Source organism: Streptomyces sp. NPDC104307, assembly GCF_055584045.1.
Map to the genome: position 1 here is coordinate 74,229 of NZ_JBVJMU010000008.1, position 24,744 is coordinate 98,972.

Genomic DNA, 24,744 nt, shown 5'->3' on the forward strand with positions numbered 1-24,744 from the left:
TGACAGCCAAGCCAAGGGGAAGTGAACCAGGCCTTAAATCGCCCCTTCGGTCCAGAAGAGTGTCATTTACATCACAGAAATTTTTTACAAGATCCGTACAACTGTCCACAATTGCAGGTGCCCGCAGCCGCCGTGAACGCCCACCCTGCCGCGAACCGCTCAGGCAAATCGGAGCGAAACGCACTCAAAGCGTTCGGGATGCGCAATGCCGACAATATGTTTGATGTTGACGGTACGGGGGCTTTACGTCTCCCGGGCTGCGGATACCCTCGCCTCCGGGCCCGGCCGATGGCGCGCAACTCCGGCAAGTGCCCCTCATTGGTTGCGTACGATAAATCCGCATCAATCGCAGGCAGACTCGGTCAACGCATGACGGCTTGAAGTCAACTGCCACATGGAAGAAGGGCGTTATTCATGGCGCAGTCTCTCGTCGATCTCGCATCGGCAAGAGTGCAGAGGATCTTGCGCTTCTTCCCCGAGAGCTCGCAGGCCGAGCGCGAAGAGTTGAGTGCCACGGCGCGGGAACTGCTCGACACCCACGGCGAGGGGGCGCTCACCGCCCTCCGTCCGGCTGCGCGCGTCATCTGGTACCTCGCTGCCGAGGGGCGTGCCGATGATCTTGTCGAGGTGGTCCGGAGCCAGCGCAGGGACCCGGGCGCCTTTCTCGTGGCAGGCGTCCGGCGCCCGCGCCTGGTGCTGCCGGGGATGCGGAGCCTCGCGCTGCCCGAACGGATAACCGCGCTCAAGCCTCGCGACCTGCCGGTGACGGCGCAGCTCACCTCGGTCGACTGGCGCGGCGACGATCTGGTGTGGGGAGGGTACGCGTTTGTCGCGAACCTGCCGCGCTCATCGGGCCGCGCCATCGGCCGGTTCGCGGTGCTGGAGCACGGCGAGACCGGCCGCCGCATCAAACTGCGCATGCGCCGCACCGTCAGCCAGCAGGCCACCGCCGCCTCCGGACAGGCGCTGCACTGCTACGACCAGTCGGGCTTCGAAGTCGTCGTCCCCGCTCGTCGGCTGAACGAGCTCGCCAAGCTCGGTGCCGGCCAGTGGTTTCTCTACATCGGGATACCGGGACCGGGCGGGACCTACGGCGCCCGGGTGCGCCAGCGCGACGCGGGCACGGCCGGGCACAACCAGGTCCGTCATCTGGCGGACGGCTCACATCTCGTGGTCGGCTTCATCAAGAACGCCGTGAGCATCACGGTGCGGCAGCCCGCTGTGGAGGTCGAGTCCTGCACCGTCGCGGACGGCGAACTGCGAGTCGTCACCAGGGCGCGGAGCGGCGCCGAGGTCCCCACCGCCGTGCGCATCGTCGAAGGCGACGACAGGCTCGACAGCCCGCTCACTCCGCTGTCCGGTTCCCCGGACGCGTTCCAGCACCACCAAGCGGTCTTCAGCCTTGCCCAGCTGGCCGAGAACGACCTGCCGGGAACCAGGACCCGGCAATTCAAAGTGACCTTGCGCGGGGATGACGGGCGGGCCCAGGAGGCCCCCCTCGCCGAGGGCTTCACGACCTCAAGGCACGGGCTCGGCCCCGGCCGCGAGCTGGCCGTCCACCGCGACGGGCCCGGCAGGCTGATGCTGGCAACGCGAGCCGTACGGCCCGTCGTCGACGCGATGACCGTGACGGGGCCGGGGGAGCTGGTGCTTGAGGGCACGTATCCCGGTGAGGAGTCGGCCGGGAAGAAGTTCATCCTGCGGCACGGCGTCCGCTTCGAGGAGAAGGAGCTGCCGGTCGAGCTCACCGACGGGCGGTTCACACTTCGGATCAAGCCCGAGGCGGCCCCCCAGACGCACGGTCCCGAGCTTCCCCTGTGCCCCGGCCGCTGGTACCTGTTCTTCCGCGACGCGGACGCCTGGGACAAGTCCGGGGACGTCCCGGTGACCCTGCGTCCGGAGCAGGTGCACGAGCTGCCCATGTCCTTGAGCGGCCCGCAGCGTGCCTACTCCGTGGACCGCCGCTACTTCGACCGCATCTTCATCGAGCCGGAGCGGCTGCTCGGCCCCGATGAGCACGGCGCCTACCAGCAGCGCATACTGCGCGAAACGTACTATCACGAGCAGCGCGAACTTCCCCTGCGCGACTCGGTCCTCTACATCAGCCTCGGGGGCAAGCAGTTCTCGGACTCCCCTCGGTCGGTCTACGAGGAACTGGTCCGCCGGGGGGCCGGCCTTGAGCACATCTGGACCCAGGACGCGGGGCTGCCCGAGATGCCGTCGGAAGCGCGTGTGGTGGGCTGGGGCAGCCGCGCGTGGTACGAGGCACTGGCACGCAGCCGCTACGTCGTCGTCAACTCGGCGATAGGCGACTGGTTCCTCACCCGCCCCGGGCAACGGGTCGTACAGACCTGGCACGGCACGCCGCTGAAGAAGATCGGCAAGGACCTGCTCGGCTCTCCGCAGTCGAGCCCGTCCTACATCGCCGGTCTGCCGCACAGCTATCGGCAGTTCGACTTCGTGGTGTCGCCGAACGCGTACACCACGGAGATCATGCGCAGGGCGTACTCCATCGAAGGCGACCTGCTCGAAACCGGCTATCCGCGCAACGACGTCTTCCACGCTCCCGACCGTGACGCGCGGGCCGCGCGGGTCAGGGAGCGGCTCGGCCTGCCCGAGGGCAAGAAGGTGGTGCTCTACGCCCCCACCTGGCGGGAGGACCAGAAGCACGCGAGCAATCTGTACAAACTCGATCTGCGGATCGATCTTGCCGCGGCCCAGGCCGAACTCGGGCACGACCATGTGCTGCTCTTCCGCAAGCACCCCAGGGTGCACGACAACGTACCGGGCGCGGGCCGGGGCTTCGTGTGGGACGTCACCCGCTACCCGGACATCGCCGATTTGTACCTCGTCGCCGATGTCCTGATCACCGACTACTCCTCCGCGCTCTTCGACTTCGCGCACTCGGGTAAGCCGATGCTGTTCTTCACCTATGACCTGGAGCACTACCGGGACTCGCTGCGCGGCTTGTACTTCGACTTCACCACCCGGGCGCCCGGCCCGCTGCTGAAGACCTCGGAAGAGCTGGTCAAGGCCGTGCGCGACGTCGATGCCGTCGAAGCGGAGTACCTGGAGAAGTACGTGCGGTTCAGGAGGGACTTCTGCGAGCCCGGGGACGGTCTCGCGACGGCGCGGGTCGTGGACCGCATGCTCGTCGCAGGACCGCAGGCCGCACCCCCGGCCGGCGCCTGAGCGACGGCCTGGCCGCGGCCGGGCGCACAGGGCCACCAGCGGGTGGCCCTGTGCCGCACCCCTCAGCCTGTCACCGGGTGCCGAGGAGTTCGAGGTCGGCGAGCGCGACGCGGCACCCCTTGGCGGCCGTCAGGACCAGGCGGAACCGGTCCGAGGTGACCGGCGCGAACCGCAGGGAGGTCGCCGTGTTCGGGGCCGGCGCGCGGTCGGATCCGGGGCTCGTCCGTACGTCGTGCCAGCGGTCGCCGTCCCGGTACTGGAGGCGGTGGCCGGCGGGTACCCGGATGCCGGAGCCCGGCCCCTCGTCGTAGTAGTGGATCCGCGCCCGGTCCACGGTGACCTCGGTGGCCGTCGTCACCGTGAACTCCACGGACCGGGCGCCGTCGGACTCGGACACCCAGCGGTTGGCCGGTGCGCGGTCGAACCAGACACGGCCGTCCACCGCGGCCGCCGGCCGGGTGCCGTCACCCGAGGAGGACGCGGTGGCCTGCGGGAAGCCCTCCCCCTTGTGGTTGAAGGCACGGTTGGCGAGCGGCTCGGGACGCCGCACCGGAGCGGAGCGCAGATCCACCGTCGTCCCCGACACCGGACGCCCCGACGCCACGAGCCGGCCGTCCACCCAGACGCACAGTCCCCGGACGCCCAGCCGGTAGTGGCTGCCGTCCCGGTCGTAGACGACGCTCACGTCGCGGCCGTGGTAGGAAACGTTCTGAAGTGCGAAGTGGTCCCATGAACGAGGCACGAGCGGCCGCACCCGCAGTGTCTCGTCCGCCGACGGGCGCAGCCCCAGGAGACCCGACAGGACCAGGTCGGCGAAGGTCGAGTGGTTGTAGTGCTCGCTGCGGTCCGGGAAGTCCGCGATCCACTCGCCGGTGTCCGGGTCGAGGTTCTCCGCGACGTAGGGGCGCCGGTCCTTGCGCTGCTGGGCGGCGTACTGGTGCAGCAGCGCCGCGTAGTCGTCCGGGCCGACGGGGGAGCGGCGCCGCTCGTCGAGCAGCCAGGCCATCGCGGTGAGCACCTGGCTCGTCTGGAACGGCCAGGACGGCCCGTTCCATTCGCACTCGCCCGGACTGCTGCCGGGCGTGCGGTGCTGGACCAGGTAGTACGGCGAGGAGGGCAGGATCGTCCGCAGCCCGTGCGGCCCGGCGAACGCGCCGGGGTCGGTGAGGGAGCGCCACGCCCCGTCGAACCGCGCGTCGGGAAGGCCGAAGTACCACGGGACGAACCCGGCCAGTTCGGGGCCGCTGACGAAGCCGGACCGGCGCTCCGGGTACTGCGGACCGAACCGGTCCGTGAAGTGCCCGAACTCCGGGTTCCACAGGGCCTCCTGCACCCGTGCCCGCAGCTTTTCCGCCCGCGCGGCGTGTGCTGTCGCCAGCGCGCGGTCCCCGGCCAGCCCGGCGATCCGGCCCACCGCGCGGTGGCCGGCGAACAGGTAGCTGTTCAGGGTCGGCCGGAACGCCTCCCCGGCCCAGCCGTCGCCCACGTCGAGGCCGCTGGTCGTGAACTCGGTGGCGTCGTTGACCGGAGCGATCCAGTAGAGCGCCATGTCCTGGTCGTAATGCGGTTCCCAGGCGGCGAGATCGGCCCGGAGCGCGTCGAGATGGCGGAGCGGTATCCGGCTGTCGGCACTCACCTCGTAGTCCGCCCACACCGCCTCACCGATCCAGGAGGTGTACTGGCGCAGGGCCCCGCCGCCCCCGAGCCACCAGTCAAGCGTGTCCTCGACGTAGGTGCGGTCGCGCAGCCAGCGCGCCTCGTGGATGTGGTGCCCGACGGCCGCGCTGATGGTCGAGTTGGCGCCCTCCCACGAGACGGAGGGCAGGAACTCCGTGATGAGCATGCCGTCGGCCGTGGAGCGCAGGTGCTTCTTGAACGCCTCCCAGCGGTAGTAGTACGTGTCCTGGACGGTGTCGTCGGGGAGGTCGACGAACGGGATGTTCGCGGCGTACCAGTCGGCGTCCGCCCCGTACCGCCGTTGGGCGAGGGACCGCACGTCGAGCGGAGGCCGGGGCGCGCGGTGCGAGGGGGCGGCCGGGGCCGCCGCAGCGGTTCCCGCCACGGGGAGGGTGAGCGAGCCGGCCGCGATTCCCATCAGGGCGGCGTCACGGCACACCTGACGCCGGGTGGCACCGGCTGCCGGGGTCTCCGTCGCGTCGTCGGAGCGGGCGGAACGAAGCGTCATGGTCGTCTCCTGGGCGGGTTCGGCGCTGGTTTCCAGGCATCCGGGCGGCGTGTCCAGAGGCCATATTTACAACGTTATATAAGCCAACTCGGCCACCCTGCAAGGGTGGTGACAATCGCAAAGCCGGGTCGTCGTGGTGCTCTTGGGCGGGGGTCACGAAACAATGACGAAAGCGTTGACACGCCCTGCGGCGCGGTGCCACGGTTCCGAACGCGGGCACCGCCCCGGCCGGCACCGTGCACCGTCTCCGTCCGGCCGGGGGCCCTCACAGGTGTTGCCCGAAGATCCCGATGCCCCCTTCGCGGACGCAGGGTCCGTGGCACATTGGGAGCGCTCCCACCCGAAGGAGCCAGACGCATGACCTCGTTCAGAAGGAAACGCCTCGGCGTGGCCGCGGCGGTCGCTACCGCCACGGCGACGCTGTTCGCACTCTGCGGTCCGGTCGCGGCCGAAGCGGCCCCCACGCCCGCCCCCGCCACCTCCTCCCGGGCAGCGGCAGGGGACGACTGGCTGCATACCGACGGAAACCGGATCGTGGACGAGGACGGGCACCAGGTCTGGCTGACCGGGGCCAACTGGTTCGGCTTCAACGCCACCGAACGGGTCTTCCACGGGCTGTGGTCGGCCAACCTGGACACCGTCACCCAGCAGATGGCCGAGCGCGGCATCAACCTCGTCCGCGTGCCCATCTCCACCCAGCTGCTCCTGGAGTGGAAGAACGGCCAGGCGGCCGTCCCCAGCGCGGTCAACACCTGGGCCAACCCCGAACTGAAGGACAGGACCACGCTGGAGGTCTTCGACGCCTTCCTCGCGACGGCCCGGAAGTACGGCATCAAGGTGCTGCTGGACGTCCACAGCGCCGAGGCCGACAACGCGGGGCACATCCACCCGGTGTGGTGGAAGGGCTCGATCACCACCGAGCAGTTCTACTCCGCCTGGGAATGGGTCACCGACCGCTACAAGGACGACGACACCCTCGTGGCGATGGACATCAAGAACGAGCCGCACGGCAAGCAGTCCGAGAGCCCGCGCGCCAAGTGGGACGGCTCCACCGACCAGGACAACTTCAAGTACGCCTGTGAGACCGCCGGCAAGCGCATCCTGGCGGTCAACCCCAAGGTGCTGATCCTCTGCGAGGGCATCGAGGTCTATCCGAAGAACGGCACGGACTGGAGCTCCACCGCGGAGGCGGACTACCACTACGACTGGTGGGGCGGAAACCTCCGGGGGGCGGCCGAGCACCCGGTGGACCTCGGCGACCAGCAGGACCAGCTGGTCTACTCCCCGCACGACTACGGGCCGCTCGTCTTCCAGCAGCCGTGGTTCCAGGGCACGTGGGACCGCACGACCCTGGAGCGCGACGTCTGGGACCCCAACTGGCTCTACCTGCACAAGAACAACACCGCTCCCCTGCTCATCGGTGAATGGGGCGGCTTCCTCGACAACGGCCCCAACGAGAAGTGGATGAAGGCGCTGCGCGACCTGATCGTGGAGAACCGGATCAGCCAGACCTTCTGGTGCCTCAACCCGAACTCCGGCGACACCGGTGGCCTCCTGAACAACGACTGGACCACCTGGGACGAGGCGAAGTACGCCCTGCTGAAGCCGGCCCTGTGGCAGGAGGACGGCAAGTTCGTCAGCCTCGACCACCAGGTCCCGCTCGGCGGCGAGGGCGCCACCACCGGCATCAGCCTCTCGGACCTGTACGGGTCCGGCTGACCTGCGGGCCGTGCCCGGAGAGCGTCCGCCCTCCCGGGCACGGCCGGCGGCCGAGGCCCCCTCACGCGGGACGCAGGGCGAGCCAGTCCAGTTCGGCGAACCCTTCCGCCTTGGTGAGCCGGATCCGGTTCACCCCCTCGTTCAGGGTGACCCGGACGGTGGCGGTGCCGGCGACCGCGTCCTGCCGGGGCCCGCTCAGCCAGGCGCCGGTGGAGGGGTAGGCGATCGTCCCCGCCCCTGCTCCGTTGACCGTGACCGAGTGACTCGCCGTTCCCGGCTGCCCGTTGGCGTATCCGACGTCCACGAGGTAGGAGCCGGACCGCGGCGCGTCGACGGCGAACTCCACCGCGCTGGTGGGACCGTCGATCCCGCCCACGTAGTCCGGGAACTCGTTCCACTGGTAGTGCCGGATACCCGCGTCGGTGACCGAGGCGAGCTCCGCCTCGTAGCGATGGGTGTCGGGGCGCACGTCGATGAAGTCGAGCTCGGCGTAGCCGGTGCCCTTGGCCAGCGTCACCGTGTTCCGGCCCGCCGCGAGCGCGACGCGTTTGACCGAGGTGCTCATGGTCGTGTTCGCCCAGCCGCCGGTCGCCGGGTAGGTCACGGAGCCCTGTGCCTGACCGCCCACCCGTACCGCGTGGGTGGCCGTGTCCGCGGTGCCGTTCGCATAGCGCACCGTCAGCAGATGGATGCCCGCCTTCGCCGCCTCCACGGTGAAGGTCACCGAGCTGTCCGGCCCGTCGATCCCGCCGACGTATCCCCGGCCGGAGGCGAGGACCGAGTCGCCGCCGGTATGCGTGACGGTGCCGGACTGCTGCGCGTCCTCCGCCTCGTACGTGCCGGGGTACGCCGCCGCCGGGGCGGCCGGCTCGACGATCACGCGGTAGCCGTTGAGGCGTTCCATCGTGCGGATGGGGACGGTGAGGTCGCCGCCCGCGTCGAGCGGCAGCACCTTGTCGTACAGGTGATACGTCCCGGTCTGCGGGGCGCCCGCCCGCTCGGCCCGCCGGTCGGTCGCGAGCGGATCGGTGGTCCACTTCGCGTAGTCGATCCTGACCCTGACCTGCGGCCCGAGGCCCCGTGCGGCCAGTCCGAGCAGCCGTAGGTCGATGTCGCCGTCGTCCCCGCCCGCCAGCACCGTCACCGCGCGCGACGCCGAGTCCCAGGAAGCCACCGCGTCGGAACCCTGGTAGTGCCGGGTGTCCCAGCGGCTGACGGCCAGCTGGGAGCCGCCCAGTTCGCGGAACCAGTTCATGAAGTACCAGCCCCCGTTGGGCTTGAGCCCGTCGGCGGTGCGGCGCAGGCTGTTGCCGAGCAGTCCGGGGTTGGTGTAGATGCCCATGGCCGCCGAGTCGACGCCGTACCGGGCGAATTCCGCCCAGTGCTTGATCATGGTGCCGGGTACGCCCTCGAACTCGCCGTTGCCCGGACCGTACTCCTCGATCATGACCGGCCGGGGCGGGATCCCGAGCTCCTTCTCCAGGGGCCGGTAGTAGCGGGTGAGGGCCTCGGGTACGTCGCCCGGACTGGGCCCGAGACTGTGCCAGCCGATGATGTCGGGCAGCGTGCCCGTGTCCTTGGCGTTGACCAGGAAGTCCCGCATCCGCGGCTGCCGGTCCGCGGACTCCCACGGGTTGTAGTGCTCGTAGTTGGGGCCCATGATCTTCACGGTGGTGTCGATGGTCCGGATGCGGCGGACCGTGGCTGTCCAGAGCCAGTTGACCTTGGCGTCGTAGGTGGCGCCGGGGACGCGCGGATCGGTCATGAACGGGCTGTCCGCCTGCGGGCCGAGCTTGTTGTCCGGCTCGTTGAGCGGTGCCACCGCGCCCAGCACGTCCTTGTACTTCTGGATCGAGCGGGTCGCGCTGTCGACCTTGCCCATCCAGTCGTCGACGCCCTTCCAGACGTACGGCCAGCCGCCCATCAGATCGTTGTAGCGGCCGACCATCTTCACCCCGGTGCCCCGGAGTCTCCCGGCCACCGACTCCGTCGAGCTCGGGTAGGAGGTGTCGCCGTCCAGGCTCTGGTGCTGGGCGAGCAGCACCTGTGTGCCGTCGGCGAGCGCGGCCGGGGTGTCGGGAGTCGTCGTCACGCCGAACAGGGTGCCGAGCCCGGCTTTGGTCAGCGGTCCGGACTGGCGGCCGGTGTCCACGGTGATCACTTCGGGGGCCGCGGCGGCCCGGCCGGCCGCCGTGCTGTTCTGCCCCCCGCCGGAGATCAGGGAGCCGGCCAGTACCGCCGCGACCAGGAGGGCCGACGCTCGCGGACGGGGGAGTGCTGCAGGGCGCACGGTGTTCCTCTCAAGGGGGGAGAACAGGAAGGCGACGGCGACGGGAGCGGTCCCATGACGGGTCGCGCGGTCCGGCGGACCGGACCGCGCGGGCGCGGGGGCGCCGCCGTCAGCGGCATCGTGCGGTGAAGCCGTTGTCGGCGAGTCCGCGGCAGAAGGAGGCCTTGGCCGCCGTGTAGCGGGACAGCCGGCCGTCCACGAACCACGTCGTGTCGGGCGCGAAGTCGAAGCTGCCGTCGTCGATGCCGTCCCAGCCGTAGCGGAAGTCCAGGTTGATGTAGACGACCGAGCGGATCACCCCGCGCAGGTCGTACTCGCCGGGGAGGTTGGGGATCGGGCCCCGGTAGTTCATCAGCGAGAAGAGCCGCTGCACCCAGCGGTCGCCCTGCTGCTGCTCCAGGCCGTCCGTACTGCCGTTGTCAGCGGTGAAGTTCATCATGCCCGCCTCGGAGAGGATGACCGGCTTGCCGTGGTCCTTGGCGAACTTGACCAGTTTGAGGACGTTGGCGTCGTGGTCGAAATTGCGCCACACGGCGGCCGGGTTGCCGTTCGCGTCGGTGTCGATGTACGCGTTGCGGCACTGGCTCGCGGCGATGTCGTAGTTCTGCGGCGGGGTGCCGTTGTAGAGGTAGCCGTGCTCCTGGATCGGCAGGCAGAGCTCATGGGCGAAGATCGAGACCCCCACCCAGTCGACGGCCGCGTCCCCGGGATACAGCGCCTCGAACTCGCCGCGCACCGGGTGGTAGACGAACGACAGGTTGTGCGCGGTGGAGTGCCCGTCCAGATAGGCGGCGAGCGTGTTGAAGGCGTCTTTGTACGAGGAACAGCTCGCGTCGGTGCAGTGGTAGAAGGTGCTGACCTCGTAGTCCAGGCGCAGCTTGAAGGAGGCCGAGGGGTGGGCGTTGGTGAACGCGAGCAGGCGGTCCAGCTGCGCGGTGTGGCCGCCCGCCGCGATCTCGGCGGTGACCGCCCGGGACCTGGCGGCCTTGGCGTTCTCGTCGCCGCCCTCGAAGCCGGGTGGGTTGTCCTTCCAGCTGATGCCGATCTGCACGGTCCTGCCCTGTGCGGCCAGCTCCTCGGCGAAGGCGCGGTGTTCGGCGTTGACCCAGTCGCCGCTGCGCAGCTCGTAGTAGACCGAGCCGCCGTCGGCGCCCTGGGCGAAGGAGTCGAAGTCGTTCAGCGCACCGCGGGTGGACTGGCCGAGCAGCAGTTCGGGCGCGGCCGGGTCCGTCGTGGAGGCGGTGGCCGTCTGGGCGGTGAGCAGGAGCAGCGCGGCGGCCGTCGCGGTGGCGAGGGCGCGCCGGACGCGGCGGAGGCGCGGGGTGACGTGGGGCATGGGTCTCCTCGGTGCGTACGGGAGCGTGGCGCCGTGCGGGACGGTCACCGGGGGCTCCCGGCGGGCGAGGAGCCCGTGGAGTCGGACGAACCGGTCGACCAGAGCGGCTTCTTGATCTCGGCGACGAAGTTGTCCAGCACCGTGGCATTCGCCTGGACGCGTGAGTCGCCCCAGTTTCCGTTCGCGCAGGCGGGGCCGCCGGCCTGGGCGCCGGGTGCGCACTGCCACTGGGTCTGTGCGTCCCAGTCCGTGTTGATGTAGGCCGCCGCGCGGATGACGTCCTTGTTGGTGTTCACCCAGTCGAAGTAGCCGGCGTGCCAGCCGTCCCAGATGGCCTGGCCGCTCGCGGGTGCCGGGCTGTTGGTGAAGATGCAGCTCGCGGTCCCGGCGCCGGTCCTGGCTCCCTGGGGTGCGGCCTCCGCGACCATCGCGGGCTTGCCGTGTGTCCGGGCGAAGTCCAGCACCCGGTTCTGCAGGCCGACCGGATCGGTGTCGTGCGAGCCGCAGCCCCACTGGGTCTGCACCGAGCGGGAGTTGTAGAAGGCGGACAGGCCGACCCAGTCGACGTAGGCGTCGCCCGGGTACCAGTCGTCGAAGTGGCCGGGATCGGTGACGATGTAGCCCCATTCCGGATGATCGGTGCTGGTGTTCACCGGCCAGGCGGCGCTCTGCCAGACGGTCGCCACGCGGGTGGCCCCGAGGGCGTCGATGCGACCCTTGATGTAACGGAAGGCGTCCTTGTAGAAGTCGGCGCTGTAGCAGTTCCACGGCCCGTCGAACTCGTAGCCGATGCGCAGGAGGACGTCCCGGTCGTAGCTCTTGAACCGGTTGATCATCTCGTCGACCTTGGCCCGGTACTGAGTGATGAGGTTCGGGCTGCCCGAGGTGACGTCGTCGTCGTTGCGCCCGATGATGGCGCGCAGCGGCTGGTTGCCGCAGCCGGAGGTGGCGTCGGAGAGGTACAGCCCGACGGCCACGGCCGCGCCCGGGTACTCGTTCATCGTCCGGGCGAAGTCGACCGTGCCGGCGCCCCAGTCGACCGGCCCGTCCAGGCCGGCCAGCGGTGCGGGTGAGCCGCCGAGCACCAGATTGGTGTAGAGCGTGACTCCGCCCGGGGCCGGCGCCCCCAGCTCCGGCCGGCCGAGCACGTCGGCGCGGTAGTCGGACAGGGTGTCGCTGTCCTGGCCCATCACCATCATGACCTTGCCGTCGGCCGGCACCCCGCGGCCCGGGGCGGCGGCAGCGGTGGCGGCCGATGCGGAGGAGGGGGTGCCGAGCCCGGCGAACGACAGCAGGGCGGCAAGGGCCACGGCCCCCGCTCCCACTGCCCGGAGCAGGGGTCGGCGTGGCGTCGGATGTCTCATGGCGGCTCCAGAGGGGGGAGGGGCGGATACGGCGGGCCATGGGGGTGGCGGCCGGTGAGCGCTCGAATGATGGAGCCGCGAAAAGTACGAGGCAAGAGCGTTCGAAAGTTTCGTTGACCGTTGCAGGTCAGCGACGCATCGCTACGAAACTTTCCCTGGCTGCTTCGACCGGGGAGATGTGATGAGCCCGCATATGCGGTTTTTTGTCGGGTTAACTTCGGGCACGGAACGAACGCTGCGTTCTGGTGGAGCGCAGGCCATTTCAACTTCCCGTAGATTTTCGCGAAACTCTTGACAGATGTTTCGGGTCGGCGCGACCTTGGTGCGACTTCATCCCGCACCTGTCCCGGAGGACCACCATGGGCCGTACGCGTGCCCGCAGAACCGCCGCGGCGCTCACCGTCACCGCCGCCCTCGTCGCCCTGTCCGCCTGTGGCGCGGACAGCGGGGAAGCCGACGGAAAGACCACCCTGACCGTGGCCACGTTCAGCGACTTCGGCTACAAGCCGCTCATCAAGGAGTACGAGAAGTCGCACCCCGACATCGTCATCAAGGAGCGCATCTCCCAGTTCGACCAGCACCACAACCAGCTGTCCACCCAGATCGCCTCGGGCAGCGGAGCGGCCGACGTCGTCGCCATCGAGGAGGGCTACCTCCCCAAGTTCCGGGCCGTGAAGGACAAGTTCACCAACCTCGCCGACTTCGGTGCGCGGAAGCGCAAGGGCGAGTACCTGGGCTGGAAGTGGGATCAGGGCACGCTCGGAGGCACCGACTTCGTGATGGGCTACGGCACCGACGTCGGAAGCCTGGCCATCTGCTACCGCAAGGACCTCTTCGCACAGGCCGGACTCCCCACGGACCGCGAGGAGGTGGCCAAGCTCTGGCCCACCTGGGACGCCTACTTCGCCGCCGGCGACACCTTCCGGAAGAAGGTGAAGGACAAGGCCTGGTTCGACAGCTCGGGCAACATCTTCACCGCGATGATGAACCAGACCCAGTACGGGTTCTTCGACGCCGATGACAAGTACGTCGGCGACACCAACCCGAAGGTCCACGAGTTCTTCGAGGCCACGGCCAAGGCGACCGCCGACCACCAGTCGGCCAACCTCCAGCCCTTCAGCCAGCAGTGGAACGCGGGCATCAAACAGGGCCGGATGGCCACCATGACGTGCCCGGCCTGGATGACCGGCCAGATCAAGACCGCCGCCGGTGACGCGAACGCCGGCAAGTGGGACATCGCGGCCGTCCCCGGCGGCGGCGGCAACTGGGGCGGTTCCTTCCTCACCGTCCCCAAGCAGAGCAAGCACGTGAAGGAAGCCGCCGCGCTGGCCGACTTCCTGACCTCGCCCGCCTCCCAGAAGAAGATCTTCACCGGCCCGGTCGGCGCCCTGCCCTCCCTCGTCACGGTCCTGGACGATCCGGAGATCAAGGGGACGAAGCAGCCCTACTTCAGCGACGCGCCCACCGGCGAGATCTTCGTGTCCTCGGCCAAGGGCCTCCAGCCGAACTACCGAGGCACCAAGGACCAGCAGGCCCGCATCCCCTTCGGCAACGCCCTCCAGCTCGTCGAGCAGGGCAAGGCCGACCCGGACAAGGCATGGAACAAGGCGCTCGAAGAGGCGGACAAGAACCTCCGCTGACCGTGAGCGGCGGTGCCGGCGCCGACCCGGCACCGCCGCGGCCCCCACCCACCCCGTCCGACCCCGACACACCACACGGAGTACGCGCATGGCGCTCCAGGCACGCATCCAACCGGGCCCCGGAAGGAGCGGACGACGAGCCGGCCGGCTGCGGCCGGAGCGGCATCTGCTGCCCTACCTCTTCATCGCCCCGTTCTTCGTCGTCTTCGGCATCTTCGGGCTCTACCCGCTGCTCCAGACCTTCTGGGTCTCGCTGCACGACTGGGACCGTCTCGCCGGCCCCGGTGACTGGACCGGACTCGACAACTTCACCCGGCTGCTCGGTGACTCCGACTTCTACACCGCCACGTTCAACACACTGAGCATCTTCGTGCTCTCGACGGCCCCACAGCTGCTGGCCGCCGTCGCCCTGGCCTGGCTGCTGGACCGCAAGCTGCGTGCCAGCAGTGTGTGGCGGGCCCTCGTGCTCGTACCGCAGTACGTCTCCGTCGTCGCCGTCGCACTCGTCTTCTCCCAGCTCTTCGGCCGGGACTTCGGCATCGTCAACTGGGCCCTGGAGGGCCTGGGCCTCATCGGTTCCCCGGTCGACTGGACCGCCGACACCTGGAGCTCGCACCTCGCGATCAGCTTCATGGTCATGTGGCGCTGGACCGGCTACAACGCGCTGATCTACCTCGCCGCGATGCAGGCCGTCCCCCGGGAGCTGTACGAGTCCGCGCAGATCGACGGAGCGGGACGGCTGCGCACCTTCCTCAAGGTGACCCTGCCGTCCATCCGACCCACCGTCGTGTTCACGGTGGTCATCTCCACGATCGGCGGACTCCAGCTCTTCGCCGAACCCTTCCTCTTCGACCAGCAGGGCAATGCCGAGGGCGGTGCCGAGCACCAGTTCCAGACCCTGACGCTGATGCTCTACAAGTACGGCTTCATCAACAACGACGCCGGTTACGCCTCCGCCATCTCCTGGGTGCTCTTCCTCGTCATCGCGGCGATCGCCGCACTGAACTTCCTGCTCGTACGCCGTTCCGACCGCGGCTGACCCGGTATCAGGAGAACTCCATGGCCCTCACCACACCCACCCGGGCTCCGGCACCCCGCCGCGCCGAACAGGGCGGTCGCCGCCACCGGCCTCCCCGGACGGGCCCCCGGCGCCCCGACAGACCCGGAGCACTCGCGTACGCCGTGCTCGCGGCCGTCATCGCCGCCTCCGTCTTCCCGCTCTACTGGAGCTTCGTCGTCGCCTCGCACGACGACAACTCCGTCCTCGCCGGCTCGACCCCGCCGCTGATCCCGGGCGGGCACCTCTTCGAGAACATCCAGCGCGTCTTCGAACTGTCCGCCTTCTGGCAGGCGCTGGGCAACTCACTGATCGTGGCCTCGACCACCGCCGTCAGCAACGTGCTGCTGTCCTCCCTGGCCGGCTTCGCCTTCGCCAAACTCCGCTTCCCGGGCCGCGGCTTCCTGCTGGTCTGCGTCGTGGTCACCGTCATGGTCCCCACCCAGCTCGGCATCATCCCGCTCTACATGCTCGTCACCGACATGGGCCTGTACGGGAAGCTCTCCGCACTCATCGTGCCGGCGCTGGTCTCCGCGATCGGCGTGTTCTGGATGCGGCAGGCGGTCGAGGAGAACATCCCCGACGAACTGGTGGAAGCCGCCCGGATGGACGGCGCGGGTCTGCTGCGCACCTACTGGCACGTGGTGGTGCCGGGGGTACGGACCACTGCCACCGTGCTCGCCATGTTCACCTTCATGTTCGCGTGGAACGACTACTTCTGGCCGCTGATCGCCCTGCCCCCGGAGAACGGCACGGTGCAGATCGCTCTCAACCAGCTCGCGGCCGGCTACTACACCGACTACACGCTGATGCTCGCCGGGGTCGTGGTGTCCGTCCTGCCGGTCCTCGTCGTGTTCACCGTCCTGGCCCGCCGGATCGTCTCCGGGGTGATGGCCGGGGCCGTCAAGGGCTGACCGGCGGCCCGACTTCCCTCCCACCCACGCGTCAGGAGACACATGACCGCCGCGCCGAGCATCCGCGAACCCGGCCTCACCGGCGGCAGCGCCGGGGCCATCATCAACCCCGTGCTGCCCGGGTTCCACCCAGACCCCTCCATCCTGCGGGTCGGCACCGACTACTACATCGCCAACTCGACCTTCGAATGGCTCCCCGGAGTCACCCTCCACCACTCCCGGGACCTCGTGCACTGGCAGCCCCTGGGCGGCGTACTGGACGAGGAACGGCTGGCCGAACTGACCGGCAGACCCGACTCCGGCGGTATCTGGGCCCCCTGCCTCTCGTACACCGACGGACAGTTCCACCTCGTCTTCAGCGACGTCACCAATCTCTCCGGCGCGTTCAAGGACGTACGCAACCAGGTGGTCACCGCCCCCACGCCCCAGGGGCCCTGGTCCGACCCCGTGCCGTTCCCCTCGCACGGCTTCGACCCCTCCCTCTTCCACGACGACGGGCCGGGCGGCGACGGGCGCAGCTGGGCGCTGTGGATGGAGTGGGACCACCGGCCCGGACGCCATCCCTTCGGCGGCATCCTCCTCCAGGAGTGGGACCGGGCCGCCCGCCGGGTGACCGGACCGGTCCACCGGATCTTCAACGGCACCGGACTCGCCCACACCGAGGGCCCCCACCTCTACCGCCACGACGACTGGTACTACCTGCTGACCGCGGAGGGCGGCACCGGCTGGAACCACGCCGTCACCGTCGCCCGCTCCCGACGCCCGGAAGGGCCGTACGAGACCGACCCGGCCGGCCCGCTGCTCACCTCCGCCGGTCACGCGGACCACCCGCTGCAGAAGGCCGGACACGGCAGCCTGGTCGCCACCCCCGCCGGGGAGTGGTTCCTCGCTCACCTGGTGGCCCGGCCGCTCAGCCCGCGCGGAGCCTGCGTGATGGGCCGGGAGACCGCGATCCAGCGGATCGAGTGGCCGCCCGACGGCTGGCCGAGGCTGGCCGCCCCCGCGACCGGCGCCGACATCCCGGTCACGCCGCGCTCCGCCGTAGCCGGGCCCGCGCTGCCCCCGGCGCCGCTGCCGTCGCCGCCCGCCCGCGACGACTTCGACGGCCCGGTCCTCGGCCCCGTCTGGTCCACCCTGCGCCGGCACCCGGACCCGCGCTGGCTGAGCCTGACGGAGCGCCCGGGGTACCTGCGGCTGCGGGGCGCCCAGTCGCTCGGCTCCACCCACCACCAGTCCCTCGTCGGCCGCCGCCAGCAGTCACCGCACTTCACCTTCACCACCACGATGAGCGCCGAGCCCGGCTCACCACTCCAGATGGCCGGCCTGACCCACTACTACAACTCCACGCTCTGGCACTACCTCCACCTCACCTGGGACGAGGAGCTCGGCCGCGTGGTGCGCCTGGGGGTCTGCGGCCACGGCGCCTACAGCGAACCCAGCGCCCCCGTGCCCGTGGGGGACGGTCCCCTGGACCTGCGGCTGGCGGTGCGGGGGGACCGCGCCCTGTTCTCCGTCCGCCCGGCGGGGCCGGGCGCCTGGCGGCCGGTCGGACCGGAGCTGGACACCACCCCGCTCTCCGACGAGAGCGCCACCCAGGGCGATCTGGACACCGGCCACTTCCGCTCCTGGGGATTCACCGGCGCCTTCATCGGGCTGTGCGCCCAGGACCTCACCGGAGCGGGGGCGCCGGCGGACTTCGGCTGGGCCGAGTACCGGGCCGATACGCTCTGCGAAGCAGCTGACCAGTGACCACACAGAGAAACGGACGGCAAGGATGACGACGGAGCCCACCGGCACCTCCGGCAGGGTCACCCTGAACAAGATCGCCTCGGTGGCCGGTGTCTCCGTCTCCACGGTGTCCAAGGTGCTGAACGACCGCTCCGACGTGTCCGCCGAGACCAAGGAGCGCGTCGAGTCCGTCATGGACGACCTGGGCTATGAACGCCGCCCCGCCCGCCGCCGGGGCGCCGTCGTGGACCTGGTGCTCAACGAGCTCGACAGCCTGTGGTCCGTCGAGATCATCCGGGGCGTGGACGAGGTCCTGGCCGAAGCGGGCGCCAGCATGGTCCTGTCCGCGGTCCACGGCCGGAGCGCGGACACCCGCGAGTGGCTGGACCAGCTGGCCGCGCGCCGCAGCAGCGGCGCCATCCTGGTGGTCTCCGAACTCACCCCGCAGCAGCGCAGACGGCTCAGCGCGATGGACATCCCCTTCGTCCTGGTCGACCCCGTCGGCAGTGTGGACGCGCTGGTCCCGACCGTCGGAGCGACCAACTGGGCGGGGGCCGTGAGCGCCACCGAGCACCTCATCGGGCTGGGCCACACCCGGATCGCCCATCTGGCGGGGCCGCGTCAGCTGCTGTGCAGCAGGGCCCGCGCCGACGGGTTCCGGGCGGCCATGGAGCGCGCCGAGCTGCCGGTGCCGGACGGCTGGGTCTCGTACGGAGAGTTCAACGACGCCTCCGGGCGGGCCGGCACGGCACGTCTGCTGGACGAGGCCGCCGCGTGCGGCCAGGAGCCGCCCACCGCCCTCTTCGCCGCCAGCGACCTCCAGGCGCTGGGGGCGTTCGAGGCGCTCCGGGCCCGCGGGGTGGAGATCCCGGCCGGCATGAGCGTGATCGGCTTCGACGACCTGCCCGTGGCGCGCTGGACCCATCCGGCACTGACGACCGTGCGCCAGCCGCTCCAGGAGATGGCGTCGATGGCCGCGACGACGCTGCTGCGGATCATCGACGGCGAGCAGGTGGACACCCTGCGGCTGGAGCTGTCGACCCGGCTGGAAGTACGCGGCAGCACCTCCTCACCCCCTGCCGCCTGAACGGCGCGGGACCGAGGGCCGGTCCTGGGGCGAACGCACGAGGGCCCGGCGCCGTAAGCGCCGGGCCCTCCAGGGGGACGGTCAGTAGGCGTAGAAACCCGAACCGGTCTTCCGGCCGAGCCGGCCCGCGTCCACCATCCGCTGGAGCAGCGGGGGAGCGGCGTACAGCGGCTCCTTGTACTCGTCGTACATCGAGTCCGCGACCGAGGCCACGGTGTCCAGGCCGATCAGATCGGCGAGCTTGAGCGGGCCCATCGGGTGGGCGCAGCCCATCTCCATGCCGTTGTCGATGTCCTCGCGGCTGGCGATACCCGACTCGAACATCCGGATCGCGGAGAGCAGGTACGGGATCAGCAGCGCGTTGACGACGAAGCCGGAGCGGTCCTGGGCGCGGATCGGGTGCTTGCCCAGTATGTCCTGCACCACGGCCTCGGCCCGCTTGACCGTCTCGTCCGACGTGGTCAGCGCGGGGATCAGCTCGACGAGCTTCTGCACCGGGGCCGGGTTGAAGAAGTGGATGCCGATGACCCGGTCGGGGCGGGAGGTCGCGACGGCCAGCTTCACCAGCGGGATCGAGGAGGTGTTGGAGGCGAGGATCGCGTCCTGCCGGGTCACCACCTGGTCCAGCACCTGGAAGATCTCGGTCTTCACCTGCTCGTTCTCCACCACGGCCTCGATGACCAGATCGCGGTCCGCGAACTCGCCGAGGTCGGTGGTGAAGCTGAGGCGGCCGAGGGTCTCGTCGCGCTCCTCCTCGGTGATCTTGCCGCGTTCGGCGGCCTTCGAGAGGGAGTTGTAGAGCCGGGTACGGCCGATCTCCAGCGCCTCGCCGGTGGTCTCGGCCACTCTGACATCGAGGCCGCTGCGGGCGCACACCTCCGCGATGCCTGCGCCCATCTGGCCGCAGCCGACCACTCCGACGCGTGCGATGTCCGCCATAGAGTCCGTCACCTCGTGCCTTTCACTGTTCTCCGTGCGGCGGCTTCCGTTCGGTTCCGGGCTCCGCCTCGACCCCACGACGTTACTCCGCGCCCCGCTCGGGATCGCAGGCCGGGGCGGGCACGCACGGCCCTGGCCTGCGATCGCGGGGGCCGGAAGAGGACAGAGAAACGGCAGGTACGAAGAAATGCGGCAAATCGCCAGAAGAAGCTTTGTGGCCGGTGCGGCCGGGACCGTGGCCTCGGTGGTGGCCGCGGGCTCCGTGGCCGCGGCGGCCGCCGCGGAGCCGCCGGGCGAGCGGCGCGCGGAGGGGCAGGGCGCGCCCCGTGACGCGGTGCGGCGTGAGCTCAGAGGCATGTGGGTGGGGACGATCGACAACCTCGACTGGCCGTCGAAGCCGGGGCTCTCCGCCGCGGCCCAGGAGGCGGAGCTGATCGGCTACCTCGACGAGGCCGTCGACCGGCGGCTCAACGCGGTGATCCTCCAGGTCCGCCCGTCCGCCGACGCGCTGTGGCCCTCCCCGTACGAGCCGTGGGCCAGGTGCCTCACCGGCGTACAGGGCAAGGACCCCGGCTGGGACCCGCTGGGGACCGCGGTGCGCCAGGCGCACAGCCGGGGCCTGGAGCTGCACGCCTGGTTCAACCCGTACCGGGTCGCGAACCACACCGACCGCTCCCGGCTGGCCGCCACCCATCCCGCCAGGGTGCACCCCGACTGGGCGCTGCCGTACGGCGGGAAGCTCTACTACAACCCGGGCCTGCCCGAGGTCCGGAGCTTCGTCCAGGACGCGATGCTGGACGCGGTGCGCCGCTACGAGATCGACGCGGTCCACTGGGACGACTACTTCTACCCCTACCCGGTCGCCGGGCAGTCCTTCGCGGACGGGGCCGCGTACGAGAAGTACGGTGCGGGCTTCGCGAGCAAGGCGGCCTGGCGGCGTTCCAACACCGACAAGCTGGTGCAGGAGACCGCCCGGCGGATCAAGGCGGTCCGGCCGGGCGTCCGGTTCGGCATCAGCCCGTTCGGGGTGTGGCGCAATGCCTCGACCGACCCGCTCGGCTCGAAGAGCGCCGCCGGGGTGCAGACCTACGACGATCTGTACGCCGACACCCGCGGTTGGATCAAGAAGGGCTGGATCGACTACATCTGCCCGCAGCTCTACTGGAACATCGGCCTCGCCGCCGCCGACTACGCGGTGCTGGTGCCCTGGTGGAACGAGGTGGTACGCGGCACGGGCGTGGACCTCTTCATCGGTGAGGCGCTCTACAAGGCAGGCGATCCGGACCAGCCGGCGGCCTGGCGGGACCCGGCGGAACTGTCCCGGCACATCGACCTCGCCGCCGGGTACGACCAGGTCCGCGGCCACGCCTACTTCTCGGGGCGGGCCGTGGTCGCGGACCGGATCGGCGCGATGGAGCGAGTGGTGGCCGACCACTACCGCTCGCGGGTGCGCCCGCCCGGCTGACTCACGGCGCTCCGCCGTCCCGGGGCCCGGCGGCGTCGTCGTGGCGGACGACGCTGTCGGGGCCGGGTGCCAGAAGGTGTTCATGTCCGTCGCCGTCGCGGACGCGGTACGGGGGAGTGCCCCCGTCACCGAGTACCTCGACGATCTCTGCGACCCGGTCCTGCTGCCCCACGGTCCTGCCGTGCGTCACCAGCCGGTCGCCCGGGTGTGCCTCCATCGGGAGTGACCTCCTCACGGGTGGCGGTCCATGTCGACAAGTCTATGTCCGGACGGGGTGCGGCCGGCCGATTCACCGGGGGCGGTCACCGGCCGCGCCCGGCACCGCCCGCGCGCTGGGTCGCCGCGATGCAGAGGAGTACCGCGACGGCTGCCACCGGTGCGGCCGCCGAGACCTGCTCGCCGAGCAGGAAGTACGACCAGACCAGCGTCAGCAGCGGCTGCGCGAGCTGGAGCTGGCTGGCCCGCGCCACCCCGATCTCCGCCATGCCCCGGTACCAGACGTACAGCCCGAGGAAGGTCGAGCACGCCGCGACCCAGACCACGCCGATCACCCCGTGCGCGGTCAGCCGCACCGGCTCGTACGCCAGCGCGAGCGCGGTGCCCGCCACGGTGAGCGGCAGCGTGAGGATCAGCGCCCAGCCGATCACCTGCCAGCCCGGCATGACCTTCGCCAGCCTGCCCCCCTCCGTGTACCCGGCCGCGCACACCAGCAGGGCGCCGAACAGGAAGACGTCCCCGGCCGAGAGCGTGCCGCCGCTCTGCCACACGGTGAAGACGATCACCACCCCGGCGCCGGCCACCGCCGCGGTCCAGAACGTGACGGAGGGCCGCGATCCGGTCCGCAGCGAGGAGAACACCGCCGTGGTCAGCGGCAGCAGCCCCACCACCACGGCCGCGTGCGAGGTCGTCGAGGTCCGTAGCGCCAGCGTGGTCAGCAGCGGGAACCCGACCACCACGCCACCCGCCACGACGGCGAGCCCCGCCCAGTGCCGGCGCTCCGGCACCGGCACCCGGGTCGCGAGGAGCACGCCGCCCGCGATCGCGGCGGCCAGCAGACTGCGCAACGCCACCAGGGACCAGGGGCCGAAGCTCTCCAGTCCCCACGCGGTGGAGGGGAAGGTCAGGGAGAAGGCGAGCACCCCGAGCCCGGCGAGCAGCGTGCCGTTCGGCCCTGCCCGCCGGACTCCGGGGCCGCTGCCCGGTACGTCCGGTGCGTGGGCGCGGTCCGTGCCGTCCGCCGTGGGCCCGACCGCTATCGTGCTGCTGGGAGTAGCGCTATCCTCTGCTTTCATGCATGAGCGTAGCAGTGTGGCCGACCTGGCGGGTTGTCTGCGGAGAGAGCTGAACCGCTACTCACCCGGGGAGAAGCTGCCGTCCAGCCGTGCCCTGGTCGAGCGCTTCCGGGCGAGTCCCGTGACCGTCTCGCGGGCCATCGCGCAGCTCGCTGCGGAAGGGCTCGTCGTCACCCGCCCCGGCTCGGGCGCGTTCCGGGCGCAGCCCCGCGGCGCGGCACCGCCGGCCGGCGACACCTCGTGGCAGGAGGTGTCCCTCAGCGGCGACGGCGGCCCAGAGGCCGTACCCCGCAGCGTCGACGCGTCCGGCGTGCTGGCCACCCTGGCGGCCCCGGCCACCGGCGTCGTCGAGTTCAACGGCGGCTATCTGCACAGCTCGCTCCAGCCGGAACGCGCCCTCGCCGCCGCCCTCGCGCGGGCCGGCCGGCGCCCCGGCGCCTGGGGTCGCCCGCCCACCGACGGACTGACCGAACTGCGCGCCTGGTTCGCCCACGAGATCGGGCCCGCGCTCACCGCCGCCGACGTGCTGATCACCGCCGGTGGCCAGAGCGCGCTGGCCACCGCGTTGCGGGCGCTGGCCCCGCCCGGCGCCCCGGTGCTCGTCGAATCGCCCACCTACCCGGGCATGCTGGCGGTGGCGCGGGCCGCCGGGCTGCGGCCCGTACCGGTCCCGGCCGACACCGACGGTGTGCGGCCCGAGCTGCTCGCCGCCGCGTTCCGGGCCACCGGCGCCCGGGTCTTCGTCTGCCAGCCGCTGTTCCAGAACCCGACCGGCGCCGTCCTCGCCCCTGCCAGGCGAGCCGAGGCCGTCCGGATCGCCAGGGAGGCGGGGGCGTTCGTCATCGAGGACGACTTCGCCCGCCGGCTCGTCCACGACGACGCCGGACCGCTGCCGCTGCCGCTGGCCGCGGACGACCCCGACGGGGTCGTCGTCCACGTCTGCTCCCTCACCAAGGTGACCTCACCCAGCCTCAGGGTGGGAGCCCTCGCCGCGCGCGGCCCGGTACTCGAACGGCTGCGCGCGATCCAGGTCGTCGACAGCTTCTTCGTCCCCCGGCCGATCCAGGAAGCCGCGCTCGAACTCGTCGGCACCCCGACCTGGAGCCGCCATCTGCGGTCCCTGTCCACCGAGTTGCGGGCCCGCCGCACCGCGATGACGGCGGCGCTGCGCGGTGAGCTGCCCGCGCTCGCCGTCCCGCACATCCCGGCGGGCGGCGGCAGCCTCTGGGTGGGACTGCCCGGCACCGGGGCCGGCGCCGACGAGTCCGCCATGGTCTCGGCCGCCCTGCGGGCCGGCGTCGCCATCGCGCCGGGACGGCCGTACTTCTGCGCCGAACCACCCGCGCCCCACGTCCGGTTGAGCTACGCGGCCGTCGCCGGGACGGCCGAGATCGCGGAGGGCGTGCGGCGGCTGCGCACCGCCTGGGAGGGCGCCCTCGACGCGCCGGAGGCTACGCTCGGAGGATGACGGAAACTCCCCAGCAGCGTTACGAGATATCGTCCGAACCGTCCCGGCTGGACGCGGCCAGGATTCACAACTGGCTCTCTACCGACGCCTATTGGGCGCTCGGCCGGACCCGGGAACGCCAGGATCTGGCCATCGCCGGCTCACTCAACTTCGGCGCCTACGACCTCGCCTCGGGCGAACAGGTCGGCTACGCCAGGGTGGTGACCGACCACGCCACCTTCGGCTGGGTCTGCGATGTGTACGTCGACCGCGCAGCCCGCGGCCATGGACTCGGCGCGAGCATGGTCACCGTGGCGCGCGATCACCTCGCCGGGGCCGGCGTCCGGACGATCGTGCTCGCCACGGACGACGCCCACGGCGTGTACGAGAAGGTCGGTTTCAAGCCGCTGGACAGCCCGGAGAAGTGGATGTCCCTGAAGCTCGGCTGATCCGGAAGCGCTTCCGGCCGCACTCTTGACCTGCGGGGCGAACGGCTCCACGATCGCCGCCATGAGTGTTCGAGTCTCACTCGTCGCCGCGGCACGCAACTCCTCCCTGCTCGGTGAGCGCTTCGAGGACGACCGGCCGCTCGACGAGACCGGCTGGCACGAGGTGCAGTTCGCCGCCCCCGCCCTGCTGCCCCTGGGGGCGGCCGAACTGCGCTACTGCTCACCGACCGCCCGCAGCCGTGCCACCGGCCAGGCGCTCGGCTTCGCCCCGATGGTCCAGCCCGCCCTGCGCGACTGCGACATGGGCCGGTGGCGCGGACTCACCCTCGCGGACGTCACCGCGCGCGAGCCCGCGGCCGTGGACGCCTGGCTCGCGGACCCGCGCTCCGCGCCGCACGGCGGTGAGACGCTGCTCGCGTTCATCTCGCGGATAGGCGGCTGGCTGGACACCCGGCCCGCCTGTGACGGGCTGATCGTCGCCGTGGCCGAACCGGCCGTCATCCGGGCCGCCCTGGTGTACGCGCTGCGGGCGCCGCCCTCGACGTACTGGAACGTCGACGTCCGCCCGCTCTCCACCGTCACGCTGACCGGGCTGCCCCGCCGCTGGAGCCTCTGCCTGGAGACCGGGGCGCGCTGAGCG

General features: G+C 70.8%; 18 protein-coding genes. 11 read left to right on the forward strand and 7 right to left on the reverse strand.

The features are described 5' to 3' along the window. Positions 1-414: 414 nt before the first annotated feature. Entirely contained in the window at positions 415-3,192 is a 2,778-nt protein-coding gene (locus ACZ601_RS21430; protein WP_469540230.1) for a CDP-glycerol glycerophosphotransferase family protein, read from the forward strand. A 70-nt stretch (positions 3,193-3,262) separates the two neighbouring features. Here the strand turns inward: ACZ601_RS21430 and ACZ601_RS21435 are convergent, their stop codons facing one another. Continuing rightward, a complete protein-coding gene (locus ACZ601_RS21435; protein WP_469540233.1) occupies positions 3,263-5,377 on the reverse strand; it encodes an MGH1-like glycoside hydrolase domain-containing protein in 2,115 nt (704 codons plus the stop codon). A gap of 357 nt (positions 5,378-5,734) precedes the next feature. On the opposite strand from ACZ601_RS21435, the gene ACZ601_RS21440 reads away from it, so the two are divergent. After that, positions 5,735-7,096 (forward strand): glycoside hydrolase family 5 protein, encoded by a 1,362-nt coding sequence (locus ACZ601_RS21440; protein WP_469540236.1) that lies wholly within the window; start codon positions 5,735-5,737, stop codon positions 7,094-7,096. A 61-nt stretch (positions 7,097-7,157) separates the two neighbouring features. Here ACZ601_RS21440 and ACZ601_RS21445 read toward each other — a convergent pair whose 3' ends face one another. The 3 genes from ACZ601_RS21445 to ACZ601_RS21455 all read right to left on the reverse strand — a co-directional run bounded on the left by ACZ601_RS21445 (position 7,158) and on the right by ACZ601_RS21455 (position 12,032). Beyond that, positions 7,158-9,386, reverse strand: a complete 2,229-nt coding sequence (locus ACZ601_RS21445; protein ID WP_469540239.1) for a CBM35 domain-containing protein — start codon at positions 9,384-9,386, stop codon at positions 7,158-7,160. Positions 9,387-9,495: 109 nt separating this feature from the next. After that, a complete protein-coding gene (locus tag ACZ601_RS21450; RefSeq protein WP_469540242.1) occupies positions 9,496-10,722 on the reverse strand; it encodes a glycoside hydrolase family 26 protein in 1,227 nt (408 codons plus the stop codon). 44 nt (positions 10,723-10,766) lie between these two features. Next, the gene (locus ACZ601_RS21455; RefSeq protein ID WP_469540245.1) at positions 10,767-12,032 is read right to left on the reverse strand and encodes a glycoside hydrolase family 26 protein; all 1,266 of its coding nucleotides are present in this window, start codon (positions 12,030-12,032) and stop codon (positions 10,767-10,769) included. A 413-nt stretch (positions 12,033-12,445) separates the two neighbouring features. Between ACZ601_RS21455 and ACZ601_RS21460 the strand changes: the two genes are divergently transcribed. From ACZ601_RS21460 to ACZ601_RS21480, 5 genes are all read left to right on the forward strand, one after another. Continuing rightward, positions 12,446-13,726 (forward strand): ABC transporter substrate-binding protein, encoded by a 1,281-nt coding sequence (locus ACZ601_RS21460; protein WP_469540247.1) that lies wholly within the window; start codon positions 12,446-12,448, stop codon positions 13,724-13,726. A gap of 88 nt (positions 13,727-13,814) precedes the next feature. Next, complete coding sequence (locus tag ACZ601_RS21465; protein ID WP_469540249.1) at positions 13,815-14,765, forward strand: carbohydrate ABC transporter permease; 951 nt, start codon at positions 13,815-13,817, stop codon at positions 14,763-14,765. 20 nt (positions 14,766-14,785) lie between these two features. Beyond that, a complete protein-coding gene (locus ACZ601_RS21470; protein ID WP_469540251.1) occupies positions 14,786-15,697 on the forward strand; it encodes a carbohydrate ABC transporter permease in 912 nt (303 codons plus the stop codon). Positions 15,698-15,739: 42 nt separating this feature from the next. Further along, entirely contained in the window at positions 15,740-17,446 is a 1,707-nt protein-coding gene (locus ACZ601_RS21475) for a glycoside hydrolase family 43 protein (RefSeq protein ID WP_469540254.1), read from the forward strand. Positions 17,447-17,471: 25 nt separating this feature from the next. Continuing rightward, positions 17,472-18,512: a LacI family DNA-binding transcriptional regulator gene (locus ACZ601_RS21480; protein WP_440573401.1), complete on the forward strand. Its 1,041-nt coding sequence runs from the start codon at positions 17,472-17,474 to the stop codon at positions 18,510-18,512. An 81-nt stretch (positions 18,513-18,593) separates the two neighbouring features. Here the strand turns inward: ACZ601_RS21480 and ACZ601_RS21485 are convergent, their stop codons facing one another. Next, entirely contained in the window at positions 18,594-19,451 is an 858-nt protein-coding gene (locus ACZ601_RS21485) for a 3-hydroxybutyryl-CoA dehydrogenase (RefSeq protein WP_073737446.1), read from the reverse strand. Between the two features lie 187 nt (positions 19,452-19,638). On the opposite strand from ACZ601_RS21485, the gene ACZ601_RS21490 reads away from it, so the two are divergent. After that, positions 19,639-20,916, forward strand: coding sequence for a glycoside hydrolase family 10-like protein (locus ACZ601_RS21490; RefSeq protein WP_469540257.1), 1,278 nt, complete (start codon positions 19,639-19,641; stop codon positions 20,914-20,916). 1 nt (position 20,917) lies between these two features. Here the strand turns inward: ACZ601_RS21490 and ACZ601_RS21495 are convergent, their stop codons facing one another. Together ACZ601_RS21495 and ACZ601_RS21500 are read right to left on the reverse strand one after the other, a co-directional pair. Continuing rightward, entirely contained in the window at positions 20,918-21,133 is a 216-nt protein-coding gene (locus tag ACZ601_RS21495) for a DUF1918 domain-containing protein (protein WP_469540260.1), read from the reverse strand. Between the two features lie 85 nt (positions 21,134-21,218). Further along, a complete protein-coding gene (locus ACZ601_RS21500) occupies positions 21,219-22,208 on the reverse strand; it encodes a DMT family transporter (RefSeq protein WP_469540262.1) in 990 nt (329 codons plus the stop codon). Here ACZ601_RS21500 and ACZ601_RS21505 point away from each other — a divergent pair. From ACZ601_RS21505 to ACZ601_RS21515, 3 genes are all read left to right on the forward strand, one after another. Further along, positions 22,207-23,676: an aminotransferase-like domain-containing protein gene (locus ACZ601_RS21505; RefSeq protein ID WP_469540265.1), complete on the forward strand. Its 1,470-nt coding sequence runs from the start codon at positions 22,207-22,209 to the stop codon at positions 23,674-23,676. The genes ACZ601_RS21500 and ACZ601_RS21505 overlap by 2 nt on opposite strands. Further along, complete coding sequence (locus ACZ601_RS21510) at positions 23,673-24,104, forward strand: GNAT family N-acetyltransferase (protein ID WP_469540267.1); 432 nt, start codon at positions 23,673-23,675, stop codon at positions 24,102-24,104. Before ACZ601_RS21505 ends, ACZ601_RS21510 begins: the two co-directional genes overlap by 4 nt. 61 nt (positions 24,105-24,165) lie before the next feature. After that, positions 24,166-24,741, forward strand: coding sequence for a histidine phosphatase family protein (locus ACZ601_RS21515; RefSeq protein WP_440573407.1), 576 nt, complete (start codon positions 24,166-24,168; stop codon positions 24,739-24,741). Positions 24,742-24,744: the final 3 nt, after the last annotated feature.

Coding starts and splice junctions, on each gene's coding strand:
- ACZ601_RS21465 (WP_469540249.1), top strand. CDS start 13,815: ATGGCGCTCCAGGCACGCATCCAACCGGGCCCCGGAAGGAGCGGACGA.
- ACZ601_RS21470 (WP_469540251.1), top strand. CDS start 14,786: ATGGCCCTCACCACACCCACCCGGGCTCCGGCACCCCGCCGCGCCGAA.
- ACZ601_RS21510 (WP_469540267.1), top strand. CDS start 23,673: ATGACGGAAACTCCCCAGCAGCGTTACGAGATATCGTCCGAACCGTCC.
- ACZ601_RS21490 (WP_469540257.1), top strand. CDS start 19,639: ATGCGGCAAATCGCCAGAAGAAGCTTTGTGGCCGGTGCGGCCGGGACC.
- ACZ601_RS21440 (WP_469540236.1), top strand. CDS start 5,735: ATGACCTCGTTCAGAAGGAAACGCCTCGGCGTGGCCGCGGCGGTCGCT.
- ACZ601_RS21515 (WP_440573407.1), top strand. CDS start 24,166: ATGAGTGTTCGAGTCTCACTCGTCGCCGCGGCACGCAACTCCTCCCTG.
- ACZ601_RS21480 (WP_440573401.1), top strand. CDS start 17,472: ATGACGACGGAGCCCACCGGCACCTCCGGCAGGGTCACCCTGAACAAG.
- ACZ601_RS21505 (WP_469540265.1), top strand. CDS start 22,207: ATGCATGAGCGTAGCAGTGTGGCCGACCTGGCGGGTTGTCTGCGGAGA.
- ACZ601_RS21495 (WP_469540260.1), bottom strand. CDS start 21,133: ATGGAGGCACACCCGGGCGACCGGCTGGTGACGCACGGCAGGACCGTG.
- ACZ601_RS21460 (WP_469540247.1), top strand. CDS start 12,446: ATGGGCCGTACGCGTGCCCGCAGAACCGCCGCGGCGCTCACCGTCACC.
- ACZ601_RS21435 (WP_469540233.1), bottom strand. CDS start 5,377: ATGACGCTTCGTTCCGCCCGCTCCGACGACGCGACGGAGACCCCGGCA.
- ACZ601_RS21485 (WP_073737446.1), bottom strand. CDS start 19,451: ATGGCGGACATCGCACGCGTCGGAGTGGTCGGCTGCGGCCAGATGGGC.
- ACZ601_RS21430 (WP_469540230.1), top strand. CDS start 415: ATGGCGCAGTCTCTCGTCGATCTCGCATCGGCAAGAGTGCAGAGGATC.
- ACZ601_RS21475 (WP_469540254.1), top strand. CDS start 15,740: ATGACCGCCGCGCCGAGCATCCGCGAACCCGGCCTCACCGGCGGCAGC.
- ACZ601_RS21500 (WP_469540262.1), bottom strand. CDS start 22,208: ATGAAAGCAGAGGATAGCGCTACTCCCAGCAGCACGATAGCGGTCGGG.
- ACZ601_RS21450 (WP_469540242.1), bottom strand. CDS start 10,722: ATGCCCCACGTCACCCCGCGCCTCCGCCGCGTCCGGCGCGCCCTCGCC.